22 protein-coding genes and 1 pseudogene are annotated in these 20,892 nt (G+C 65.5%); 12 read left to right on the top strand and 11 right to left on the bottom strand.

The window, feature by feature from the left end; all coding sequences use genetic code 11:
• The first annotated feature begins 44 nt into the window (after nucleotides 1-44).
• From G406_RS54035 to G406_RS0115390, 3 genes are all read left to right on the top strand, one after another.
• Nucleotides 45-1,220 carry a sensor histidine kinase gene (locus G406_RS54035; protein ID WP_051342146.1) on the top strand — a complete coding sequence of 392 codons (1,176 nt, stop codon included), beginning with the start codon at nucleotides 45-47 and terminating at the stop codon, nucleotides 1,218-1,220.
• A 937-nt stretch (nucleotides 1,221-2,157) separates the two neighbouring features.
• The gene (locus G406_RS0115395; protein WP_028934542.1) at nucleotides 2,158-2,514 is read left to right on the top strand and encodes a hypothetical protein; all 357 of its coding nucleotides are present in this window, start codon (nucleotides 2,158-2,160) and stop codon (nucleotides 2,512-2,514) included.
• A gap of 49 nt (nucleotides 2,515-2,563) precedes the next feature.
• Entirely contained in the window at nucleotides 2,564-3,424 is an 861-nt protein-coding gene (locus G406_RS0115390; protein ID WP_169736702.1) for an NAD-dependent epimerase/dehydratase family protein, read from the top strand.
• A gap of 143 nt (nucleotides 3,425-3,567) precedes the next feature.
• On the opposite strand, the gene G406_RS47105 is transcribed toward G406_RS0115390, so the two are convergent.
• A complete protein-coding gene (locus G406_RS47105; RefSeq protein ID WP_211241164.1) occupies nucleotides 3,568-4,011 on the bottom strand; it encodes a hypothetical protein in 444 nt (147 codons plus the stop codon).
• Nucleotides 4,012-5,186: 1,175 nt separating this feature from the next.
• On the opposite strand from G406_RS47105, the gene G406_RS56825 reads away from it, so the two are divergent.
• A complete protein-coding gene (locus G406_RS56825; protein ID WP_156934892.1) occupies nucleotides 5,187-5,579 on the top strand; it encodes a hypothetical protein in 393 nt (130 codons plus the stop codon).
• 197 nt (nucleotides 5,580-5,776) lie between these two features.
• Here G406_RS56825 and G406_RS58855 read toward each other — a convergent pair whose 3' ends face one another.
• On the bottom strand, nucleotides 5,777-6,343 hold the full coding sequence (locus tag G406_RS58855; protein ID WP_245607123.1) for a GNAT family N-acetyltransferase: 567 nt from the start codon (nucleotides 6,341-6,343) through the stop codon (nucleotides 5,777-5,779).
• A gap of 197 nt (nucleotides 6,344-6,540) precedes the next feature.
• On the opposite strand from G406_RS58855, the gene G406_RS0115370 reads away from it, so the two are divergent.
• Both G406_RS0115370 and G406_RS0115365 read left to right on the top strand, forming a co-directional pair.
• Nucleotides 6,541-6,885 carry a VOC family protein gene (locus G406_RS0115370; protein WP_028934539.1) on the top strand — a complete coding sequence of 115 codons (345 nt, stop codon included), beginning with the start codon at nucleotides 6,541-6,543 and terminating at the stop codon, nucleotides 6,883-6,885.
• Between the two features lie 230 nt (nucleotides 6,886-7,115).
• Nucleotides 7,116-7,967 carry an alpha/beta fold hydrolase gene (locus tag G406_RS0115365; RefSeq protein WP_028934538.1) on the top strand — a complete coding sequence of 284 codons (852 nt, stop codon included), beginning with the start codon at nucleotides 7,116-7,118 and terminating at the stop codon, nucleotides 7,965-7,967.
• A gap of 6 nt (nucleotides 7,968-7,973) precedes the next feature.
• Here G406_RS0115365 and G406_RS47095 read toward each other — a convergent pair whose 3' ends face one another.
• Nucleotides 7,974-8,432: a heavy metal-responsive transcriptional regulator gene (locus tag G406_RS47095; protein ID WP_064742929.1), complete on the bottom strand. Its 459-nt coding sequence runs from the start codon at nucleotides 8,430-8,432 to the stop codon at nucleotides 7,974-7,976.
• 51 nt (nucleotides 8,433-8,483) lie between these two features.
• Between G406_RS47095 and merA the strand changes: the two genes are divergently transcribed.
• Both merA and merB read left to right on the top strand, forming a co-directional pair.
• Nucleotides 8,484-9,935, top strand: a complete 1,452-nt coding sequence (merA, locus tag G406_RS0115355) for a mercury(II) reductase (RefSeq protein ID WP_028934537.1) — start codon at nucleotides 8,484-8,486, stop codon at nucleotides 9,933-9,935.
• Between the two features lie 18 nt (nucleotides 9,936-9,953).
• On the top strand, nucleotides 9,954-10,580 hold the full coding sequence (gene merB, locus G406_RS47090) for an organomercurial lyase MerB (RefSeq protein WP_084216096.1): 627 nt from the start codon (nucleotides 9,954-9,956) through the stop codon (nucleotides 10,578-10,580).
• 35 nt (nucleotides 10,581-10,615) lie between these two features.
• On the opposite strand, the pseudogene G406_RS55670 reads toward merB, so the two are convergent.
• A pseudogene (locus G406_RS55670) lies at nucleotides 10,616-11,089 on the bottom strand (methylated-DNA--[protein]-cysteine S-methyltransferase); the annotation flags it as partial.
• Nucleotides 11,090-11,141: 52 nt separating this feature from the next.
• Nucleotides 11,142-12,608, bottom strand: coding sequence for a DNA-3-methyladenine glycosylase 2 family protein (locus G406_RS0115340; protein ID WP_028934535.1), 1,467 nt, complete (start codon nucleotides 12,606-12,608; stop codon nucleotides 11,142-11,144).
• Between the two features lie 235 nt (nucleotides 12,609-12,843).
• Here G406_RS0115340 and G406_RS47085 point away from each other — a divergent pair, with 235 nt between their 5' ends.
• On the top strand, nucleotides 12,844-13,176 hold the full coding sequence (locus G406_RS47085; RefSeq protein ID WP_051342175.1) for an Ada metal-binding domain-containing protein: 333 nt from the start codon (nucleotides 12,844-12,846) through the stop codon (nucleotides 13,174-13,176).
• 271 nt (nucleotides 13,177-13,447) lie between these two features.
• On the opposite strand, the gene G406_RS0115330 is transcribed toward G406_RS47085, so the two are convergent.
• Both G406_RS0115330 and G406_RS47080 read right to left on the bottom strand, forming a co-directional pair.
• Entirely contained in the window at nucleotides 13,448-14,269 is an 822-nt protein-coding gene (locus G406_RS0115330) for a glutaminyl-peptide cyclotransferase (protein ID WP_084216094.1), read from the bottom strand.
• A gap of 180 nt (nucleotides 14,270-14,449) precedes the next feature.
• Nucleotides 14,450-15,457: a septum formation family protein gene (locus tag G406_RS47080; protein WP_084216093.1), complete on the bottom strand. Its 1,008-nt coding sequence runs from the start codon at nucleotides 15,455-15,457 to the stop codon at nucleotides 14,450-14,452.
• Nucleotides 15,458-15,677: 220 nt separating this feature from the next.
• On the opposite strand from G406_RS47080, the gene G406_RS0115320 reads away from it, so the two are divergent.
• Nucleotides 15,678-16,247: a GlcG/HbpS family heme-binding protein gene (locus tag G406_RS0115320; protein WP_211241163.1), complete on the top strand. Its 570-nt coding sequence runs from the start codon at nucleotides 15,678-15,680 to the stop codon at nucleotides 16,245-16,247.
• 59 nt (nucleotides 16,248-16,306) lie between these two features.
• Here G406_RS0115320 and G406_RS0115315 read toward each other — a convergent pair whose 3' ends face one another.
• From G406_RS0115315 to G406_RS0115305, 3 genes are all read right to left on the bottom strand, one after another.
• Nucleotides 16,307-16,540, bottom strand: coding sequence for a hypothetical protein (locus G406_RS0115315; RefSeq protein WP_028934532.1), 234 nt, complete (start codon nucleotides 16,538-16,540; stop codon nucleotides 16,307-16,309).
• Between the two features lie 371 nt (nucleotides 16,541-16,911).
• The gene (locus G406_RS0115310; RefSeq protein ID WP_028934531.1) at nucleotides 16,912-17,262 is read right to left on the bottom strand and encodes a PASTA domain-containing protein; all 351 of its coding nucleotides are present in this window, start codon (nucleotides 17,260-17,262) and stop codon (nucleotides 16,912-16,914) included.
• 104 nt (nucleotides 17,263-17,366) lie between these two features.
• Nucleotides 17,367-18,182, bottom strand: coding sequence for a FadR/GntR family transcriptional regulator (locus G406_RS0115305; RefSeq protein WP_084216092.1), 816 nt, complete (start codon nucleotides 18,180-18,182; stop codon nucleotides 17,367-17,369).
• A gap of 1,246 nt (nucleotides 18,183-19,428) precedes the next feature.
• Between G406_RS0115305 and G406_RS0115295 the strand changes: the two genes are divergently transcribed.
• Entirely contained in the window at nucleotides 19,429-19,992 is a 564-nt protein-coding gene (locus G406_RS0115295) for an RNA polymerase sigma factor (protein ID WP_028934529.1), read from the top strand.
• Nucleotides 19,982-20,308 carry a hypothetical protein gene (locus G406_RS0115290; RefSeq protein ID WP_037076788.1) on the top strand — a complete coding sequence of 109 codons (327 nt, stop codon included), beginning with the start codon at nucleotides 19,982-19,984 and terminating at the stop codon, nucleotides 20,306-20,308. The genes G406_RS0115295 and G406_RS0115290 overlap by 11 nt, the downstream gene beginning before the upstream one ends.
• A gap of 207 nt (nucleotides 20,309-20,515) precedes the next feature.
• Here the strand turns inward: G406_RS0115290 and G406_RS59715 are convergent, their stop codons facing one another.
• On the bottom strand, nucleotides 20,516-20,884 hold the full coding sequence (locus G406_RS59715) for an SDR family oxidoreductase (RefSeq protein WP_425414594.1): 369 nt from the start codon (nucleotides 20,882-20,884) through the stop codon (nucleotides 20,516-20,518).
• Nucleotides 20,885-20,892: the final 8 nt, after the last annotated feature.

Below are 20,892 nucleotides of genomic sequence, written 5' to 3'. Positions count from 1 at the left end.
GGCTGCGGGTACGGGATGCTGCTTCTGTGACGAGTTGGTCGACGATGGCGAATCGGATCCGGGTGCGTGCGATCCACCTGAGACTGCTCCCGGTGGTGTACGCCCTGGGCTATCTGACGATCGTCACCGACCAGCTCGGCACGCCGATCACCGACCTGGTGGACTGGAGTGTGGTGGTCACGGCCGCGGCGGTGTCATTCGGCGGAGGCCGTCAGCCGCTGCCGACCCTGCTGGCGCAGTGCGTTCTCATGGCGCTGGCCAGCCTGTACGGGCAGCAGGCCGGGATGGAGGCGGCCTTCACGTTCCTGGTCGTCGCGGAGGTGGAACTCGCGGCCCGGCGCGACGGTACCCCGATCGTGGTCGGCTCCGTGGCCGCGACGACGGTGACGGTGCTGGCCGCCGGCCGCTGGCACGTCACGCTGATCACCCTGCCGTTCGTGCTGATGGTCGTCTGCATGGTGCTCGCCATGCTGGTGGTGGGCAGGTACGTGCGGTCGACGCGACGGACAGCCGAGCTGGCCCGCGACCGGGCGGTTCAGCTGGAGACCCAGCGCCACGTCCTGGACACCGCCGTGCGCGCCACCGAGCGAGCTGCGATCGCCCGGGAACTGCACGACATCCTGGCCCACCATGTCTCCGCCATCGCGGTGCGAGCCAGCGGGGCACAGTACGGTGCCACACCGGAGATGGCCGAGGTGCTGCGGGACGTGCACACCGCCGCGTGCACCGCACTGACCCAGCTCCAGCAGCTGGTGGCGATCCTGCGCGACGCCGATGCAGGGGAGCGCGACATCGCCACGCTGCTGATCGCACCCACCGGGCTGACGGCGGCACTGGATGAGTTGGTCGAATGGGCAGGCAAGCACACCGAGTTGAGCGTGCGCATCACCGGGTGTCTCGACGGGCTGGACCCGGCGCACGGGTTCGCTGTGATGCGAGTGGCTCAGGAGGCGCTGACCAACGTGGTCAAACACAGTCCGGTGGGAAGCCGTACCACGCTCACGGTGGACGCCACCTCGCCGGCGACGATCGTGGTGCGGGTCGATACGGTCAATCCTTCGGGGGTGGGCCCGAAGACGCCGGTGTCCTCGTCCCCGGGTGGCTGGGGGTTGGCCGGCATGCGCGAGCGCGTCGAGCTGCTCGGCGGGGTGTTGCACGCTGGGCGTACCGACGCCGGCTGGCTGGTGGAGGCGTCACTGCCCTGCCTGGTGTCCGGGTAGACCGCCCAGCCCCACGGCCGCCGCTTGACCGTCCGATGTCAAGACAACGGACGATCAAGCGGCGGCCACCCTAAGAACTGGGCGAGAAATGCCATCTTTTCGGGTTGCGCGGCATCGGGTTATTCGGCGCGTGCAAATTTGTAGGGTGTGGATTACCTGCCGGGTGTGGGAGGTACGGGAGCAGTCCCGATTGCGGTTTGAGGATCATACTGCCCACCGCCAGCCGAATACTGCGGAGGATCTCCGGGCTTGGTATTCGTCTGGATGCATCTTGGAGCACTAGTGCACGCTGAATCAATGTCCCCATTACTATCTTTACCGTATGTGCCACTATATGGAGAAGGCTTGCCGGGGTCCGTGCCATGGTCGTGCGCTAATACCTCGGGGGCGACGCCGCCGCTGGTGGGTGTACGTGCGCTCCTATCGGCTTCCTCGGCGGCGGCGTTCTGCTCGGTCTCGGAGTTGCGGACCACACGGCCGTCGGGGGTCTGCACGCCGCCATCGCCGGTGGGCGTTCCGCCACTGCCGATAGGCGAACCGACACTGGGGGCTGCCAAGCCAGCGCTGGCGTCATCATCACCGGGCCCGACTGGCGGCGCCGCGGTAGGTGCAGCGTGTGCGGGGGTGGCCGCGAATGCCGTAGGCGCCAGACTGACCATGGGAACGAATAAACCAATAGCACCAGCGACCACGGTCGAGCCGATCCTTGCTGAAACACGCATCGCGCGAGTCTCCGTTCCGCCGTAGCGAGTGATTTGAGCGCTTAATTTCTCTGATCTTACCGCCGACACTTGGTAATACTACTCTCAACTACTTTGGTCGACCGCGCGGACTATCGTTACTCAACTTAGGGTTAAGTAAGAGATATAATCTGTTTAAATAATGCCGATAATGCTGCGTGGAAACGCCTCAGGCGTTTCAGGGTTCGGTTGATCGAATGACCGGCGAGTTCAGCCCGATCGCTCAATGGGCGGGCGCCGACAAGTTGGTGCTCTCCCAGATCAGCGTGGAGGGGCACAATGGACTTACCTGGAGTGGCGCAGGGGTGAGGACATTGGCCGAAGAAGACATCGATCATCAGGAGCAGCGCAGGGAGACGCGCAGGATCAGCGTCGGAGTGATGATCTTCGGGGCGCTCGCCGCGCTGTCCGCGATCTTCCGAGGGGTGGAGCGGTTCCTCAACGCCATCGCGACCGTCGTCGGCGTGACAATCATGATCTCCATTCTCCTGTGGGCGCTCGTGTGGGCGGTCGCGGAGATCAGGTCCCGACATCCATCAGGTCGGGGCCGGTGAGCACTCGTGAAACTGAATTCCTCGACCGACTCGCCATGTGGAGCTGGATGTGCGGGTAGTGGTGACCGGCGCGGCCGGGAGTCTCGGGAGACGGGTGGTGGCCAGGGCCCTGCTGGCTGGGCACGAGGTGGTCGCGACGGATCTGCCGTCGGTGACGGCCACCGCCGACGACGAGGCCGGGGCGATCTGGCTCGGCGCGGACCTGACGGTCCTCGAGGATGCCCGCCGGCTGCTGGCCGGGGCGGCGGCGGTCGTGCACCTGGCCGGGCTGACCAGTCCGAGGGCGGCCGAAGAGCCCGAGGTCCATCGGACGAATGTGGGCGTGACGTACAACGTGCTGTTGGCCGCTGAGGAGCGGGGCGTCGCGGCGGTGTGTACCGCGTCCAGCGTGAACGCCATCGGTGGTTTCTACAGCGCCCGCCCGCACTACGACTATTTTCCGCTGGACGAGGTCCATCCGTCCTACTGCGAGGACGCGTACAGCCTGTCCAAGTGGGTTGGTGAACAGCAGTCGGCGGCGTTCGCCCGCCGCAGGCCCGAGGCGGTGTTCGCCGCGTTGCGGCTGCATGCCCTACGGGAGGACATCACGGACGCCGTCCACCCACCCGACACGGGACCGGAAAAGCGCCTGCGTGACCTGTGGGGTTGGACTTCGTTCGATGCTGCGGCCGCCGCCGTGCTGCGTGCACTGCGGCGGCCCGATCCGGGCCACGCCGTGTACAACATCGTGGCCGCGCGAACCACGTGCGAGATCCCGTCCTCGGAGCTGGCCCGCCGTTTCCACCCCGAGGTCCCGCTTCGTTGTCCGTTGCCGGGTAACGCAGGCTTCTACGACACCACGCGCGCGGCGGCGGAGCTCGGTTGGCACGCCCACGACGAGCACCCCGCGATCAGCGCGGCCGAGCGCTGAGGGTGCCCCGCCCGATCCGGCTGCTCACGTCATCAGTTCAGCGGAATGGGGTGGCCAGCAGCGGGATTCGACGCAGGTCTTCGAGAGTGCAGCACAGGCCAGCGAGGGCGCAGACCACTCGCAGATAGATTCCGTAGTCGGGCTCACCATCGGCGAGGTGACCCTGTTCCACTATCCCGGCCGCTTCGAACGCCGCGCGTAGACCTGCCCGGCATGCCCGGCAGGTCCAGGTCCCTGTCCAGGCTATCTCGCCAGGCCAGCCGCGTCCCGTCGACGGCGTAGCAGAGGCCGGTGTCCCCGGTGATGGACTGATGCCCTGTTGCCGCCGTGCGCCCGTCGGCGGACAGCTTCGCCGTGAACTCTCGGTCCGCGGTGAACGCCAAATCGTCGTAGACGAACGTCCAGGCGCCGATGCGTCCGGCCAGCAGCGTCGCACCGTCGGCAGAGTCGAAGCCGAGCGCCGCGGCCGGCAGGGAGGTCCACTCGTCCGGTTTGCCCGAGGGCAGGTCACACGGCTGAATCGACCGCGGTGTGGGGACCAGCAACGTCAGCGCGTCGGCCGGATCGAGGTCTCGGACCACATGCACGGCATGGTTCGGGTCCTCGAATGCCAACCCGGCGATCCAGATGGGGTTCCCAGTTCGTCGAGCGTGTGTGGTGGGAATCCAAGCGTCGGCATCGATTACCTCTTCTTTCACTCGCGTTCTCTGAACAAAGCATTCGCCCTATGTGTCCTATTCCGCGTGGGTCCGCGAGATGGGATGCACCCGTGCTGTCCCGGCGGTCCATCTGGTTGATCGTACTGCTGATTGTGGTGACCGGCGCGGTTTTCTGGGCCGCCGATACACCGACGATGGCGAACTCTTTCGCATACGCCCTGCCCAGCGAGAACGGGCTTCCCTTATAAGCTCCGGTACAACGACTGCGGCTATACCAGCTATGTGACCCGCGCAGGTGCCGACTGGTGTGGCGCGGGGAGCGAGAATCCCGCCGCGTGGGAGAAGGCGTACTGTAAACCCAATAACGGCTCCTCGGAGAGGACCGGTAAGTTGCTTACCTTGCAACGCGTGGGGGACGTGTTCACCTTGTTTGGGACACCCCACGATATATTTATCCGCACACCTGGTGTGAGCGTGCAGGGGTCGCTGCCTTCGGTGGGGGCACTCTACGTCGAGGCCGATCCGGGCTGTTATGTCAGCTACGGCATGGTGGGCGGACCATAACGAATAACCGGATTAGTTCGTGCCGCATCGAACCAGCGATCAAGATATCGACGCGGCGTAGCATCGACGAATGTCCTTGCGGTTCACCCCCATTGCCATGGCCGTTGCGATTGTTGCAACGGCCGCGATGCTGGTTGGTTGCGCCCTGGCGCCGAGCGCGGGTGGAGAAGCTTGCGTCCTGCCTGACAAGCCATCTGCGGAGGATTGTTCAGCTCGGCTCACGTTGCGGTCAGGCGTGCACTTTCCGTACTACCACACGCACTCACTCGAGGGTGCGGACTCGGTGAGTCAGGCAGTCGTTGTCGTACACGGCATCCTGCGGAACGCGCAGAACTACTTCGCCTCGGTAGCCGATTCCGCCGCGGCCGTCGGAGCTGATCAGCGAACCGTCGTCATCGCCCCCATTCCCAGATCGTCGATGACCATCCGGTCGCGGGCGATGCGTTCTGGACCAACAGTGGAGTCAACTCGTGGAAAGATGGAGGAGATTCTGTCAGTCTCGATGGAACCAGCTCTTTTGCCGCGATCGTTTCCCACGCTTGACCAGCATCACTCTAGTCGGACACTCGGCCGGTAGCCAGCTCGTTCAGCGCTACACTGCGAGCGGACGCGCTCTCGCACAGTCGAAGGGTGTCGGGTTCCGGGCCGTTTCGGCGAATCCGTCATCGTATCTCTATTTCACGCCTGCCCGTCCAGTCGATATCGGCCTGCCTGCCGCGTGTCCACAGTACGATGACTACAAGTACGGTGTGCATAAACTGAACGGCTATATGGGTGCGCTCAGTGGCCCGCGGCTAGCCGATCAGTACATCAGCCGCGATGTGACGTACCTGCTGGGCGACCGCGACCTCTATCAGGATCATTTCATCGATGACTCGTGCATGGCGAAGGTTCAGGGAGAGAGTCGGCTGGAGCGCGGCATCAACTACTAATCCTACATCAGGACCATCTACCCGGCGAGTGTCCGGCATGCACTGGTGATCGTTCCCGGAATCGGCCACGATTTCGCCGCCATGTTCAATTCTCCGCAAGGTCGCCAGGCGATCTTCAGTCGGCACTGAGCGTTGCCTATGATTCGTACAAGTAGCCGCATGAGGCGATCTCGTCACGCGACCCCCTGCCGAGCATGTCATGGCAGGGGTTGGCGGTAGAGGACGAACCCGGGCAGCTCCGCGACCTTGTCATACAGCCGGCGCGCCGTCTCGTTGGTCGCCTGGGTGTGCCAGTACACGCGTGCCGCGCCGAGGGTCCGCGCTCGTTCGTTGACCGCGGTGATCAACCCGAGGCCCACCCCCCGGCCTCTGGCCGGGGCGATGGTGAACAGATCCTGCAGGTAGCAGTCAGGCATGAGGGAGATCGTGTTTCGGTGGAACAGGTAGTGTGCGAGGCCGATGAGCTCCCTGCCCGACTCTGCCACGAGGGCATGTACCGGTTCGTAGGCGTCCAAGAATCGTGCCCACGTCATCCGGGTGACATCGGTGGGCAGCGCGGTGGCGCCCGACCGACCGTAGAACGCGTTGTAGCCGTCCCACAGCGGCAGCCACTGATCGAAATCAGCACGCTCAATCGGACGAACGCGCCAGCCGTTCGACGCCTGTAGAGCTGTCGTCTCGTCGTACCGGCTCATCATGCCGCCAGGGTCCGGCGGCCACCTGGCACGCACCAGCGCCATTTCGACCAGAACCGAGAGGGCCATTTGTCGCCTACCTTGCCCGGGAGAACACCACTCGACAGCGGGCCACGCCCACGGATCGGGCGCAAGAGCGGAGAGTTCTGGACTCTCCCCGTACGGGAAGGTCGACAGTGGCTGGTGTCGGGTCGTTCGACCTGGTCCTGGAAGAGGCCACGGCGGGCGAGCCAGACCTTCACACGAGCCGGATGAGGGAGTTCACGGTGAGCGTCACATTGTCCTCGGTCACGATCGATTGTGCCGATGCCGCCACGCTGGCCCGGTTCTGGGCGGACGTGCTGGAACGGAAGGTTGACGAGGGAGCGAGTCCCGAGTTCGCCTCGATCGGGTCCGAGATCGGTCCGGGGTGGTCGTTCGTGCAGGTGCCCGAGGCGAAAGGGCCGAAGAACCGGGTCCACGTCGATCTGTCCGTCCCCGATCTCGGGGCCGAGGTCGAGCGGGTGGTGGCGCTTGGCGCGCGGTCGATCGCCGATCGGGAGGAAGGTGGGTTCCGCTGGACGACCTTGGCCGACCCTGAAGGCAATGAGTTCTGCCTGGTTGCGGGGTAACGAGGCAGTCGATCGGCGCGGAATGCTCGATCGATGGTGAGCCGAAACCGGGATACCGGATAAACGGATACTTTCAGAAAGTCGAGTCGCCGATCAGACGTGCCTTCTAGACATTCGGTGAGGATGGCGTCGGAATCCTGCCAGCGCGCCGCCTGTGGTGATGATTTGATGACCGGGGTGCGAAACTCGACTCATCAAGATTCGACGACTCGAAGAAGCGAAGGAGAATCATGGGTACGCTATCTCGACAATTTTTGGACACTCCATCGGGTAAAATTGCCTACGCCGCGCAGGGCGATGGTCCGGTGGCTCTTTTCGTCCACGGCGTGATCTTGAACGCCGATGTGTGGAAACACCAGCTGGCGGAGCTGTCCACCGAGCGCCGATGTATCGCGGTGGATCTGCTCGGGCACGGGCACTCGCGCGCGGCCGAGGGCGCTGATCTGTCCTTCCAGGGTTTGGCCCGGATGCTCGTCGAGTTCATCGATGCGCTCGGGATCGAGCAGGTGGACCTGGTCGCCAATGACAGCGGAACGGGTATCGCCCAGCTCTTCGCGGTCACGTACCCGTCCCGTCTGCGGACGCTGACCCTGACCGATGGCGATGTCCACGACAACTGGCCGCCGGAGCCCTTCGCCGGTTTTGTGCAGATGGTCGCCGACGGCGGCCTTGCCACGACGCTGCGCGCTCTCGCGGACGACCCCGACGTCTTCCGCTCCGTCAACGGCTTCGGGCCCGCATTCGAGCACCCCGAAAAGGTTGGTGACGATGCGGTCCACGCCTATCTCGATCCGCTGCTGGCGCGGCCCGAAACGCTCGCGGACCTGGAACGGTTCATCCTCGCCTTCGACTCAGCACAGACCGTGCGAATCAAACCCGAACTCGAAAAACTCCGCGTCTCCACCCTGGTGGTCTGGGGAACCGCTGACATCTTCTTCGACAAGCGGTGGGCGGCATGGCTCGCTGACACCATTCCCGGAGTACAGCGCAGCGTAGAGTTCGAGGGCGCGGCCCTGCTCTTTCCCGAGGAACGAGCGGCAGAGTTCAACGATCTACTCCGCCAACACTGGGAGACGTCCTAGTCTTGGCTATGGGTACTGCTCATCGACCCTCTCGACCCGGCGTCGATCACAATGTTCGACGACGGAATGATCGGTGACCAGGATGCGGCAGATGTCCTCGGTGCCGCACTCTGCGGGGCTGATGGTCGACGCTCGTCGTCGTAGTAGATGCAGCGCATCCCGGGTGCTGCGCAGCTCACTGATGCGCTCCTCGATGTCGGCCAGACGCCGGTCGATGAGATCGCTGACGTGCCGGCAGGGTGGTTGACCACCGTCTCGGATGGCCAGGATGTCACGGATCTCCGCCAAGGTGAGCCCGGTGGCCTTGGCCCGGCGGATGAACGTGAGCCGCGCCAGCGCCTCAGGCGGGTAGTCGCGGTAGCCGCCTGAGGTGCGCGGTGGTTCGGGGAGCAACCTGATCCGTTCGTAGAACCGGATGGTCTTGACGGTCAGCCCGGCACGAGTGCTGAGGTCGCCGATCCGCATCGGATGACGGTACTTGACTCTCCCCCTTAGGGGAGTGTTTACGGTCGGCTGATGCGGACCAGCCGAGACCAGTCGCCCACTCACGACCTCGCGATCATCGGTTCCGGCGCGGCGGCGTTCGCCGGGGCCATCGCGGCTCGTCGGGAGGGGCTGTCGGTGGTGATGGTCGAGCGGTCCACGGTGGGCGGGACCTGTGTGAACGTGGGGTGTGTGCCATCCAAAGCGCTGCTGGCCGCCGCCGAGGCGCGCCGGGCGGCCTACACAGCGGGTCGGTTTCCCGGGATGGCACCGACGGTGGCGCCTGTGGACTTCCGTGCGCTGCGCGACGGCACCCACGGGCTGGTCGAGGCACTGCGCACGGAGAAGTACGCCGATCTGGTCGCCCACTACGGCTGGCGGATCGTCACCGGAACCGGCCGGTTCGACGAAGGTCCAGCGCTGGACGTCATCGGCGCGGACGGGGAGAGCACCCGGATCGAGGCGGAGCACTACCTGATCGCCACCGGGGCGAGGCCATCGGTGCCGCAGGTACCGGGCCTGGATCGAGCGGGGTATCTGACCTCGGCGACCGCGCTGGAGCTCGATCGCCTGCCTGCGTCGATGAGCGTGGTCGGTGGCAACGCCGTCGGCTTGGAGACGGCTCAGCTGTTTGCCCACCTCGGTACCCGGGTGACGGTGGTGGAGGCGCAGTCCCGACTCGCGCCGGACGAGGAGCCGGAGATCTCCGCCGCGGTCGCCGAGGTTCTCGCGGATGAGGGCATCGCCGTGCACGTCGGTGCGGAGCTGCTGCGGGTGCGCTGTGCCGATCAGCATCGGGCCGATCAGTGCCGGGTGTTGAGTATTCGTAGCGGAGAGGGCGAATTCGAGCTGCGCAGCGAGCAAGTGCTGGTCGCCACCGGTCGAGGGCCGGTCACCGACGAGTTGAATCTGGCCGCGATCGGCGTGGCGACCGGTGGCAGAGGCGAGGTGATCGTGGACGAAGAGTTGCGGACCGCGAACCCTCGCGTGTGGGCGGCCGGTGACGTGACCGGCGGTCCGCAATTCGTCTATGTCGCCGCCGCCCAGGGAACGACCGCCGTCGAGAATGCGCTGCTCGGCGGTCGATGGACGCCGGACTACACCGCGCTACCGAAGGTCATCTTCACCACGCCTGCCATCGCCTCGGTCGGCATGACCGCCGAGCAGGCCGTCGCCGAGGGACTGGTTCCTGACTGTCGTATCGTGCCGCTGTCTCACCTACCGAGAGCGCTGGTCGACCGGAACACTCGGGGTCTGGTCAAGCTCGTCGCCGAGGCCGAAACCGGCCGGTTGCTGGGTGCTCATGTCCTCGCCGAGGGTGCGGGCGAGGTCATCGCTGCCGCCGGGTACGCCATCGGACTCGGACTGACCGTCGGGCAGCTCGCGCACGCGTGGGTTCCGTACTTGACCATGGCCGAGGGGCTCAAGCTCGCCGCGCTGGCCTACACCACCGACGTCGCGGCGCTGTCCTGCTGTGCGGGATGAGGGCGGTATGCCCGAGAACTGGACAGCAGCATCGGTCGCACCTGTGATTCGTGGGTATGGCGTCCGCTGCTGACATTGCTCGTCGCGGGAAGGCCGGTCACCGTCGACGATCTCGCGGCGGCGACCGTGAGGTCTGTCGAGGAGGTCGCGGACGAGCTGGACAGACTGGGCGACACCGAGTACAACCGCGCCGGGATGATCGTCGGTCACGGCATCACGCTGATCCCCACCCCGCACCGCGTCGAGATCGATGGGAATCAGTTGTTCACCTGGTGCGCCTGGGACACCCTGTTCTTTCCCGTCCTTCTCGGCCGCCGCGCCCAGGTCGTCTCGCCGTGCAAGGTCACCGGAACCCCGATCCGGCTCACCGTGCAACCGGACCGGATCACCACTCTCGAGCCGGCCACCGCCATGATGTCCCTCGTCGCCCCGGACAACCCGACGTCGTTGCGTGCCAGTTTCTGTAGCCGAATCCATTTCTTCGTGACCCACGAGCTCGCCGCCGGCTGGCTGGTAGAGAATCCGGATGCCACCATTCTGCCGGTCGTGAATGCCTTCCTCCTCGGTCAGGCGATGTTCGGTGGTGTTGATTCGGCGAAGGCGCCGAACTCCATCGGACCTGTCCGGGGCAAACCTATGTCATAACCGAGCGGTGGCCGGGTTGTGGTGAACATATCCGCCCCGCGCTCGAAATCGAGCAGGTGTTGCTTGCGGGCCACGCCGCCGCCGTATCCGGTGAGACTGCCACTGGAACCGATCACCCGGTGACACGGGATGATGATGCCGATCGGATTCTTGCCGTTGGCCAACCCCACTGCCCGGCTGGCGCCGGGCCGACCGATCCGATCGGCGAGCTCGGCGTAACTCATGGTCTCGCCGTATCCGATCTCCCGCAGGCCTGCCCACACGGTGAGCTGGAACTGGGTACCGGCCACTGCGAGCGGCAGGTCGAATTCAGTGCGCCGGCCGTCGAAGTATTCGGTCAGTTGATCGCGCGGTGCCGCGAATGGCGTCGGGTTCGGCTCGCCGAAGGCCTCTGCCGCAGGCAGGTGCCGCTGCCGATCCATGTACAGCCCGGAAAGGACGCCGTCGGTCGCGACCAGAGTGAGCGGCCCGACGGGGCTGTCCACCACTGTATGCACGCGGTGTGGCATGACTGTCTCCTCGGTGTCAGGTCGTCGATCTCCGGCGCGGTGCCATCGGGGGTCAGGCCGGTAGCCGGTTGATGTCCTGTTCTCGGGCCGCCCAGAGGTACTGCACCGCGTATGCGCGCCATGGCTGCCAGGTCCGTGCGTGTTCGACCAAGCTGCGGCCACTGGGCAACCCCAGTACGGCGACGGCACGTTTGATGTCCAGGTCGGTCAGGTTGAACGCGTCCGGGTCGCCCAACGAGCGCATCGCGATGGTCTCGATGATCCACGGGTCGACGCCGGGCTGCTCGGCCAGCGCGGTGCGCGCGGCGTGCCAGTCGCTACCCACGCCGAGGTCGAGTGATCCGGTGGTCAGTGCACCGATCAGTGCGGTCACGCCGGCCCGCCGGTTGCCTGGCACGGCGAGTTGTCGCGGGTCCAGCGAGGCCAGCGTCGCGGTATCGGGGAACAGATGGGTTAGCCCGCCGTCCGGGTCCTCGACCGGTTCGCCATGCGCGGTGACCAGTCGGGCGGTCACCCTACGCGCCACCGCCTCGGACCCCTGCCCGCCAAGCATCGCCCGGACCGCGAACTCCGCGCCGTCCACTGTGCGCAGCACCCTACGACCAGGGTTCTTGGCGATTTCCGGGGCGAGTATCGGGTCGGCGCGCAGCTGTAGGTCCACCGCCTCGGGGTCGGCATCCAGATCCAGCAGCCAGCGGCACCGGCTGATCGCCGTGGCCAGGTCGCGGAGGTCGGTGAGCCGTAGACGACAGGCGATGTAGTCGGGAAGCGGGCGCAACGCCACCACTCCGTGCCCATGTGGCAGCCGCAGCGTGCGCCGGTAGGCGCCGTCGCGCCACTCCTCGATACCAGGTACAGCCGTAGCGGCCAGGTGTCCGACCAGGTTGTCCGGGCACAGCGGCGCTCGAAACGGCAGTCGCAGCTCCACCGTGCCGGCGCCCGCCGCGGGCAGGCCACGGGCCGCGCGGGCCCGCAGCTGGCTAGGGGTGAGCTGGAACACCTCCTGGACGGTGTCGTTGAAGGTGCGCACGCTGGCGAAACCGGCGGCGAACGCCACGTCACTCATCGGGACGGCGGTCGTCTCGATCAGCACCCGAGCGGTCTGCGCGCGCTGTGCCCTGGCCAATGCCAACGGGCCGGCACCCAGTTCCGCATGTACCTGCCGTTGGATCTGGCGGGGGCTGTAGCCCAGTCGCCGGGCCAGCCCGGTCACCCCATCGCGGTCCACCACGCCGTCGGCGATCAACCGCATCGTTCTGGCCACCAGATCGGCTCGCTCGTTCCACAACGGCGAGCCGGGGCTGGCATCCGGCCGGCAGCGCTTGCAGGCCCGGAACCCAGCCCCCTGCGCCGCCGCGGCGCTCGGGTAAAAGCGCATGTTCTCCGGCTTCGCGGGCGCCACCGGGCAGCTGGGCCGGCAGTAGATCCGAGTGGTGATCACCGCGATGAAGAACCACCCGTCGAATCGGGCGTCCTTCGCCCGCAGCGCGCGGACACAACGCTCGACATCCTCATGCATGGGCTCAGGATGACCGCCGACCGCTCCCTGAGCTGGCGAGAAAACGACGTCACGTGCCGGCGATCCATCGGTGGTCTCCGTTGGCGGGGGCAACGTCACGTCCGAAACCTGTCTGAACCGGCCGAAGAAGCTGCGTACGGTGGTCGCACGGAGCAAGGAGAATCGGGTGGGCCTTCATCGGCCATCGGACACAGGTGACGGCTCCCCGACCATGGAAGGCAGTGACCACGGTGCGATGAACACTTCGAACGGCGCGAGCAGCTTCACTCTGATCGGCCCGGACGGTGTCGCGTTCGACAGTGCGACGCCGGGCACGCTGGGCGGACATCGGCGCCTGCGCGGATACGGGCGGCTCGATTGCTCCAGTGCGCTGCGCTGGCTGGCGAAAGCTAAGTACGCGCGCCATCGTGTGTTCTTCGCCGACGAGGCCACTGCGATCGCCGCCGGATATCGACCGTGCGCGCGTTGCCTGCCTCGCCGCTACGCGGTGTGGAATGCCGCGCGGGCCGGGATCGGCACCTGGCCTGACCAGTTGGTCGGGCGCACCGAGGAGGTGCTTGCCTACTGATCTGTCTCGCGTGCTGGGCTGAACAGAACATGTCGAACCGCGTCGGTGGACACTCCGGACTGGGCGCACAACGTCGCCAGGTCGAACAAGAATCGCTCTGTTCTGCTCCTTCCCTCAAGCTTCTACACCCACGGCCGGTACTTCAAACACCACGTCCCGGTGAAGCACTTCATCGCAGCCGCAACCTCTTACCTGCTTTTGGCCTCGGCCAATTCCCGCACTAGCTCGAATCTGTAGTCGATTCTCATAGTGTTCCGCCTCGGCGGGAGTGTTATCCCTGGGCGAATCTGACCCGGTACATGTGTGGCCAGAGTTTTCCGGTTAGGAGGAACTGGTCGGTGCCCGGGATGGCGGCGATTCCGTTGAGGACGTCGGTGCTCCGGGGCAGGTCGGGTGGCAGCAGCCGGGTGGCGTCGACCAGAGCGGTGACCTTACCGTCCGGCAGGCTGATCTGGGCGAGCCAGCCGGTGGGGTAGATGTTGGCCAGCACGGTGTTGCCGCCGCCGCAGTCCAGTTCGTTGAAACCGGATAGTGCGCGCCCGTGGATGGTGACGGCGATGCTGCCTACCTGTGCGAGGTCGTCCGGAGACAGCAGCCGTAGCCGGTCGGTCCCGTCGCTGGCGATGAGCCGACCGGTGTCGGTGTGACACAGCCCCCAGCCTTCGCCCGGGTAGGGCACCGGGGAGTTGACCGCGTCGCCGGTCCATCGCAGCGCGACCTCGTTGCGATAGGTGAGCTGCCAGATCCGGTCGCCGAGCACGGTGATGCCTTCGCCGTAGAGATTGGTGGGCAGCGGGGTCCGGTGCAACACCGCGCCGGTGTTCGGATCGAGCTTGCGTAGTTCGGACCGGCCGGTCAGCCCGGTGCTTTCGTAGAGCACGCCGTCGGCGATCTCCAGGCCTTCGGTCCACGCCTGGGTGTCGTGGTCCAGGGTGGCGACGACCGTGGGATGCAGCACCGGAATGCCGGCGGTGGCCGCCTCGGTGGATGCTGTGCTCGGCCGGGATGCACAGCCCACAGCTACCGCGCCCAGTGCGATCAGGATCGCCGCGAACAGAACGGGGGCGCGCCGTATCCGAAATACCGTATCCATCGGAGGTTCTCTTCCCTGATCGCGCGTCGTGCCAGATGGCTTCGACCCGATCACCGTCACCGCGGGAAGACAACCTGTGAAGACGGGCTGGAGAGACTCTTATCCTGCACGTACGACTGGTTTAAAGGTATCTGTCGTGATATCAGAGTCTCTGACCTTTGGTCCCGAACTGGTTCAGCTTCAGCGCGGAGGGGACGCTGGCAGTGGGGGTTGAGACTCGACGGACGGGCCGCCGGGGCCGGTCGCGCCCGGATTGGTCGGTGAGCCGGGTTGGCCACCTATCTGGACGGGGCCCCTGACGCTGCCGACGATGGGCGCGAAGCCGCTCCTGTCGGGTAGTGGTGCGGCGAGGTTGCAGGCCACCTTGCGGCTGCCTGCGGTCCAGGACTCCTTGGTCAGGTTGTTCCACAGCACGAACAGGCCCTTCGCCGTGATGACGTTGCGATCACCCGCGTAGTCGCCCGCGAGCTCGGCGCACTGTGGCTGTAGGTATTTGTCCTGATCGTCGATCGAGGGGTACGCCCCGGTGAACCGCTTGCCGAGGTCGACCCAGCCGACGGATTCGATGGCGTGTGGGACGGCGCAACCCACCGGGTCGCCGACATGCGCTGCGTCGATGCCGAGGCAGATGCCGGGCGCGTGGATGTCGGATTGGTCCTGGCCGGCCACGGCGCCGACGATCGGGTTCAGTGCGCCGGAACGAGAGAAGCGTTGCAGGCCACAGCGCAGCGAGCGGTCGCCACCGGCCCATCCGGTCCGCGTCGGTGTGAGCGCACTCGCCCGGAACGCGCCATCGGGGTCGTATCTGCCGCCGAGGTAGTTGTCGACCAGCGGTGTACAGCGCTCGTTGACCAGCTGGCCCAGCTTCGGTCCGTCCGGCAACGGCGAGCCTGCCGGGAAGTCGGCCAACCGCACGGTGTCTGCCAGTTCGAACAGATGCGGGCTGGCGCAGTCGACGCCCGTGGCGTCGGCCATATCGGCGTGGCGCCAGCTCAGGCAGGTGCCGGGGGCCCCCGGCGGCGGAGTGCGTTGCGCGTCGGACGCCGCGATGCCGCTGGTGGCGTTCGTCGTCGCGGCCAGCAGCATGATCCCGGCACCGACGAACATCCCCACGATGACGCCGAGGGGCCCGCGACGCCTGGGTGTAGCTGAGCTGTCGCGGGGTGCGCGGGACGCGGTCGGATTCATGTCCTCGACATCATGCCGAGCGAACGGTCGTATTTCGAGAGCCCCAACCTGAGTCCAGAGTGCACGAATTAGACATCAGGTCTCTAGGTGACCTAGTGTGCTGATGGTGAATCCGAGGCCACTGAGGCCCCGATCAGACGGCGTGGGAGGAAAAGAGGCGCATGTTCACCAGACGTAGCGGGCAGCCGGTCCGATCGCGGCCTACGTGAGGGAGAGTCACATGTACCAGACGACGTCGGATATCTCGCAGCCCAGCGAGCCGATCCGCCCCCGACTGCAGGTGTCCAGGCCATCGAATCCGGTGGGCATCGTGAACCTGTCGAGCGGTCGAGCCGAGGCCGGGCACATGCTGTCGCTGGACCAGGCTTCAGCGATGGTGGACGCGGTTCTCGGCCACGGACGCACCCTCGACTGCGCTCCGCTGACGGTGGCGGTGCTTGACCAGGGTGGACACCTGCTGGTGCTCAAGCGGCAGGACGGCTGTGGAATCCTGCGTCCGAAGATCGCGCAGGCGAAGGCCTGGGGAGCACTCGGCATGGGCGTCGGCAGTCGCGCGCTGGCCGAAGACGCGGCCGGCGCGCCTGCCTTCTACGCCGCGCTCGCCAGCATCGCCGATGGTCAGATGGCGCCGATCCCGGGCGGGGTTCTGGTCCGGAACCGTTGGGGTGATGTCGTGGCGGCGATCGGTGTCAGCGGTGATAATCCCGCCAACGACGAGTCCTGCGCGGTGTTCGGAATCGAGACCGTCGGGTTCACCGCAGATCCTGGCGAGGACAGCGACCAGTTCTGACCTCGAGGTCGGTTGGCAGACTCACCCTCCGGTTCAGTTGGAACCGCTGAGTCTGAAGGTCAGCCGCTCACCGACTTCCTGTCGGACGTGCCTCCCTTGCAGGTGAACGTCTTGCCGGTCTTGATGACCTTGCCCTTGTCCGCGTGGCACTGTTTGGCGGTGACGGTCTTGGCCGCGGCGCGGCCGGCGTCCGCGGAAGGGGTACTGGCCCAGGCGGTGGCACTGAACGCCCCTGCGGTGCAGACGGCGGTGGTCGTGGCGGCGATGTAGGTGAGTACTCGGTGTCGGTTCATCTGGATTTCCTTTCGGTCCGGGATGCAGCTGAGGGAGCGGAACGGAACATTTCTGAGGAATTCCTGATATTCGCCGTGCTAGGGGCTTGGCTGAGAACCATGGAGTCCTCCGCGTCGCGGGGCTTTGATGTCGAACTCGGCAGATCGACGGAATCGACATCATATGCGTTATCGTTGCGGGTCGGGCCTCGCGCCCCGTGCGGTGCATCATGGCGGATTCCGCGCACGGAGGCCAGCGCTCTTGCGATGTTTCCTGAGAAGAGATGTCAGGTTGTGCCATGTCTTCTGTCAAGCGAATATCATGTCTAGTCCGGCGCCACACAGATTTGAGCGCCTTTCTGGTACGGGACGCCGGTGTCCGGGATGCTATTTTATGTTGAGGAGGGAGGTTTTCCGATGAATATGATGATCGACTTGTTCTTGTCCGCCAGCTGACCAGCAGGTGGATCCGTGCGGGTAACCACGCCGATCTTGGTCGGATCGGCGACGGCCTCCGCCTTGAGCGATGGAGCTCCCCAGCCGGCGTTCATCAGATTCATTCGCGCCGTCTCCTGCTGCTGGCCGACGAGATCAGGTATCGCGGCCGGTTGGGTTCCAAATAGGCTGCTGAAACGGCCCTCGCTGGCGAAGACCGTAATAGTGATGACAGCTATCAAGCCGACACCGAGCGCGATTATTCTATAGCTCGATCGGAACTGGCCGTTGGCGTTGATCAACCGCATTCTCGATCCCTCCGTTTCGTCTTCTGTCGACAACTCTGATCACCGTTCGGCGAGGAGTTCGGGCCTGGTCGCCTGACCGAGAGACCATGGGTGGTCGCCGACCGTCAGCCAATGGCCGAGCTGGGATTGGTGGTGAGCAGGCTGGCGAGCAGGTGCGCGTAGCCGGGATCAGAGAGCTGCATCTTCTCGGCCCACGGGGTCGACATGACCAGGCCGGCTGTGTGTGCGCCGAGCGCGTCGACCGCTTTGGCCACCCGGTCGCTGGAACGGCTCTCGAGAGCCTCGATGACCGCGAGACGGTCCGGGTGCAGCCCGCGTACGACTCGCCGCCACTCTGACTCGTGGCCAGAGGCTATCTCGCCGATCAACTCGATCTGCACGTCGATCATGTAGCGGCACAAGCCGATGAGCAGCGCGTTGTGAGAGATCTCAGACAGACGCCGCATGAAAGCCTTGAGCATTTGGTTGGTGCGGTCGATGGTGTCAGCCACGGCTAGCTTCTCGACGATCTCGCGCAGTGAGGCGATCTCGGCGTCGGTCGCCGCGTGAGCGGCGAGTTGGGCTGCATATCGGTTCAGCGCCGCGAGCACACCGAGTACCTCGGTCGCACCGATGTTGTGCAGCCGAACCACTGCGGCGATGGACATTCCGATCATCGTGTCAGAATTGGCGGTCACGAAGGATCCGATACCGTGACGGACACTCACCAGCCCCACTGCTGCCAGTACACGGACGGCTTCGCGGATGGTTGCGCCGCTCACGCCGTATTGTTCAGCCAATTCTCGTTCCGCCGGCAGTCGCGAACCGTGTGGAAGGGTGCCGCTGAGGATACGCTCACGTAGGTCGTCGACGATTCGGTCGGCGATCCGAGCACGTCCGATCCTGTGATCACCCTCTCTGCTGGCTGCATCCCGCGCCATCTACTTTTATCCCGCCAATCCTCAGGGCGTTATTCCCTCGATAGCGACCACCCTAACACTCGATCACCTAGACACCTAGTTTCTAGGTGATCGGCAAGGCGCGGTGATTTACAGCTTCCGCTTGCATTTGTCGGTGAGGTGGGGCGGTGGATGTCGGCGTTGCGGCCACCGCGCCTGGGCGGTGTGGAGACCCGGGTACTGGCGGCGGGCCGTGAAGCCGATGCGGCCTCCCCGACCCGTGACCGGCTTCATTACTGACTTTTAGCGACACCTTAGCCATTCGCGTGGTGTAGTCGCGGACCGATCGGTGTGCTCAAACCTGATCCACGCCACGGTCCGAAGTCGACACAAGGGGTCATCGTTCATGGGTATTCGGCATGCTGTCGTCCTGGCTTCGCTTGTGGTCGGGATCGGTACCACGGTGACCGGCACCGCGCTTGCTGAGGCACCCGGCTCGCCGTGCGATCAGCGTGGGGCACAAGAGCGCGTACAGGGGCAAACCGGGCAGCATGATACGCAGCACTACTGCGTCAGGGGATATGACCGCGTATACACATTCACGCAAAGTGAAGAGGAGCGGTGGCATCCGGAAACCGCGTACGACACACCGTCGGCGCACGATGATCACCGGCCATATGGTGACGGTAGGTCACCTGAGGGCGGCACGGAGGAGGACGTATGCCTCCATAAAGGATTGGGAAAATCCTTGATCGGCACTGATGGAAACCGGGAGACGTGGCGCTGCACCGACTCGTCCGGCAATTTTACGAACGACTATTTCCAGCACTACCGTTAGCCCCGTGGAATCGATCAGGGTGCTTGCGCACACCGGATGAGGTTCTCGCTGTCGACGATGACGCGATACTCACCGGCGGCAGGCGGCTGTACGACTCCTTGGGCCTCGTGGTGGAGCCCTCCGCTGTCGGAGTCGCGGCGCTCGCTTCCGACACGCGATTCGCGGGCAGCTCGGGTCGACATCGTCGTCCGCGGCGGTAACGTCACGGCCGAACGGCGCAATCGGTGGCCAGGAATCTGAACGGCCGCTCGGCGATTCGGCGGTGGAGTGCCGAATCCTTCTGTCTCCGGTGGATCTCCTGTCTGATGTGTCGAGGGCGACTCGGTACAGAAGACCACAGCTGCCCGGAGGTTCTCGTGAGCACCACCATGATCATCGTCATTGCTGTCGTCGCGGCTGTGCTGCTGTGTATGTGCAGTGTCGCTGTGCTGCGTAGGCGGGGTCGTTCGCGTGGTTGAGTCGCTGTGGCCTGATGAGCGTCTGGTCGAGGCCGCGCGGTGTGGTGATGTCGAGTCGATCGCGGCATTGGTGTCGGGTTCGCATCCGCATGTGCACCGGTTCGCCCGTTCGCTGTGTTCCTCACCCCAGGATGCGGAGGACGCGGCGCAGGAAGCGCTGATCATCCTGTATCGGAAGATCGGGATGTTGCGGGCGTCCGGTGCGCTGGGGTCGTGGATGTTCCGGATCGTGCGTCATGAGTGTCTGCGTCGGGCGCGGTTGATGCTGCGTCACCGCGAACCGGTGGACGGCCTGATCGCGGGGTCGGTAGAGGACCACGTGCTGCGCAGGTTGGAGGTCGAGTCGGTGGTGGCGGCGATCGTGGCTTTGCCCGCTGATCAGCGGCGAGTGTTGATCATGCGGGATGTGCAGGGGTATTCCGGGCCGATGGTCGCCGACGTGCTCGGCCTGAGTACGGCGGCGATGAAGTCGCGGCTGCATCGTGCTCGAGCGGCGGTTCGCGCCGCGTTGGCGGGCGAATCCGACTCACCTGAAGGAGATCATGATGACCGGTGAGACAACGACGCCGGTGGCGGACGAGCAGAGTTTCGCTAGCAGTTCGGTGCCGAGGCATCTGGCCCGCGGAGTAGTGGGTTTCGGAGCACTGATCGGGGCGGTCGCGTTCGTACCCGTGGCGGTCGGGTCTGGCGGCTGGTGGTTCGGTGCGGCCGGCGTAGTGGGTGGTCTGGCGCTCGCGGGTTTGGGTCTGTTCGCGCTGAGGGGATGCCCGACCTGCTGGGCGATCGGACTGGCACAGACGATCTCGAAGGGGAGGCTGCGGCGCACATGTGTCGATGGCCGCTGCGGGCTGACGGTCGCCGGCCATGACTAGCCCTGATCCCGATTCTCGGCCGATGGGTGCGGCTAGCAGTGCGTGATGATCGTGGCTGATGCGAAGCTGCACGGCGCGTTGAACGGCAGTCCGAACCCCAACTCGGCTTGGCCCTTCGTGTAGTTGTGGAGCAACATGCTGAGGTCGGGGTCAGCGATTCGGGACGCGCCCTCGGTGGTGAAATTTCGGCTGATCCAGCCGGCCGTATCAGGGCTTTCCGGGGCGTACTCCGCGCTGCGGACACGGAACCGCTCGGGCTGTTTCTTCCGCTCTTGCCAGAGTGTGATCCCCGCAAACCACCCCGCGACGTCGGCGATCCTGGCGCTGCAACCGGGCAAGGTGGTTCGCGCCGGGCGGTGGACGACCGGGCAGCTGGCCGGTACCCGGCCCGAGCTGGCGCTGCTCACCGCCGCCGAGGCGTTGACCGACGACTACCCCGTCGACCCCCAGTTCTGGGTCCAGGCCCGCGACATGCTCGACGCCGCCGTCAACGGGCAGGCAGACCCCGTTGATGTAGCTCGCCTCGGCCGAGGCGAGGAACACGGCGGCGGCGGCGACGTCCCACGGGCTGCCCATCCGACCGG

Source organism: Actinospineispora spinosispora DSM 44797 (genome assembly GCF_000429025.1).
GTDB classification, from domain to species: domain Bacteria; phylum Actinomycetota; class Actinomycetes; order Mycobacteriales; family Pseudonocardiaceae; genus Pseudonocardia; species Pseudonocardia spinosispora.
Note: the sequence above shows the minus strand (reverse complement) of the source record. Positions and strands in the feature narration are given on the sequence as shown.

Bases quoted from the DNA above. Each gene is read 5' to 3' on its own strand.
- G406_RS47080 (WP_084216093.1), bottom strand. From the start codon at position 15,457: ATGAATCCGACCGCGTCCCGCGCACCCCGCGACAGCTCAGCTACACCC.
- G406_RS0115305 (WP_084216092.1), bottom strand. From the start codon at position 18,182: ATGGCGCGGGATGCAGCCAGCAGAGAGGGTGATCACAGGATCGGACGT.
- G406_RS0115315 (WP_028934532.1), bottom strand. From the start codon at position 16,540: ATGAACCGACACCGAGTACTCACCTACATCGCCGCCACGACCACCGCC.
- G406_RS47085 (WP_051342175.1), top strand. From the start codon at position 12,844: ATGAACACTTCGAACGGCGCGAGCAGCTTCACTCTGATCGGCCCGGAC.
- G406_RS47095 (WP_064742929.1), bottom strand. From the start codon at position 8,432: ATGCGGATCGGCGACCTCAGCACTCGTGCCGGGCTGACCGTCAAGACC.
- G406_RS59715 (WP_425414594.1), bottom strand. From the start codon at position 20,884: ATGGGCAGCCCGTGGGACGTCGCCGCCGCCGCCGTGTTCCTCGCCTCG.
- G406_RS54035 (WP_051342146.1), top strand. From the start codon at position 45: ATGGCGAATCGGATCCGGGTGCGTGCGATCCACCTGAGACTGCTCCCG.
- G406_RS58855 (WP_245607123.1), bottom strand. From the start codon at position 6,343: ATGGCCCTCTCGGTTCTGGTCGAAATGGCGCTGGTGCGTGCCAGGTGG.
- G406_RS0115395 (WP_028934542.1), top strand. From the start codon at position 2,158: ATGACCGGCGAGTTCAGCCCGATCGCTCAATGGGCGGGCGCCGACAAG.
- G406_RS0115290 (WP_037076788.1), top strand. From the start codon at position 19,982: ATGACCGGTGAGACAACGACGCCGGTGGCGGACGAGCAGAGTTTCGCT.
- G406_RS0115330 (WP_084216094.1), bottom strand. From the start codon at position 14,269: ATGGATACGGTATTTCGGATACGGCGCGCCCCCGTTCTGTTCGCGGCG.
- G406_RS0115340 (WP_028934535.1), bottom strand. From the start codon at position 12,608: ATGCATGAGGATGTCGAGCGTTGTGTCCGCGCGCTGCGGGCGAAGGAC.
- merA (WP_028934537.1), top strand. From the start codon at position 8,484: ATGCGGACCAGCCGAGACCAGTCGCCCACTCACGACCTCGCGATCATC.
- G406_RS0115365 (WP_028934538.1), top strand. From the start codon at position 7,116: ATGGGTACGCTATCTCGACAATTTTTGGACACTCCATCGGGTAAAATT.
- G406_RS0115320 (WP_211241163.1), top strand. From the start codon at position 15,678: ATGTACCAGACGACGTCGGATATCTCGCAGCCCAGCGAGCCGATCCGC.
- G406_RS0115310 (WP_028934531.1), bottom strand. From the start codon at position 17,262: ATGCGGTTGATCAACGCCAACGGCCAGTTCCGATCGAGCTATAGAATA.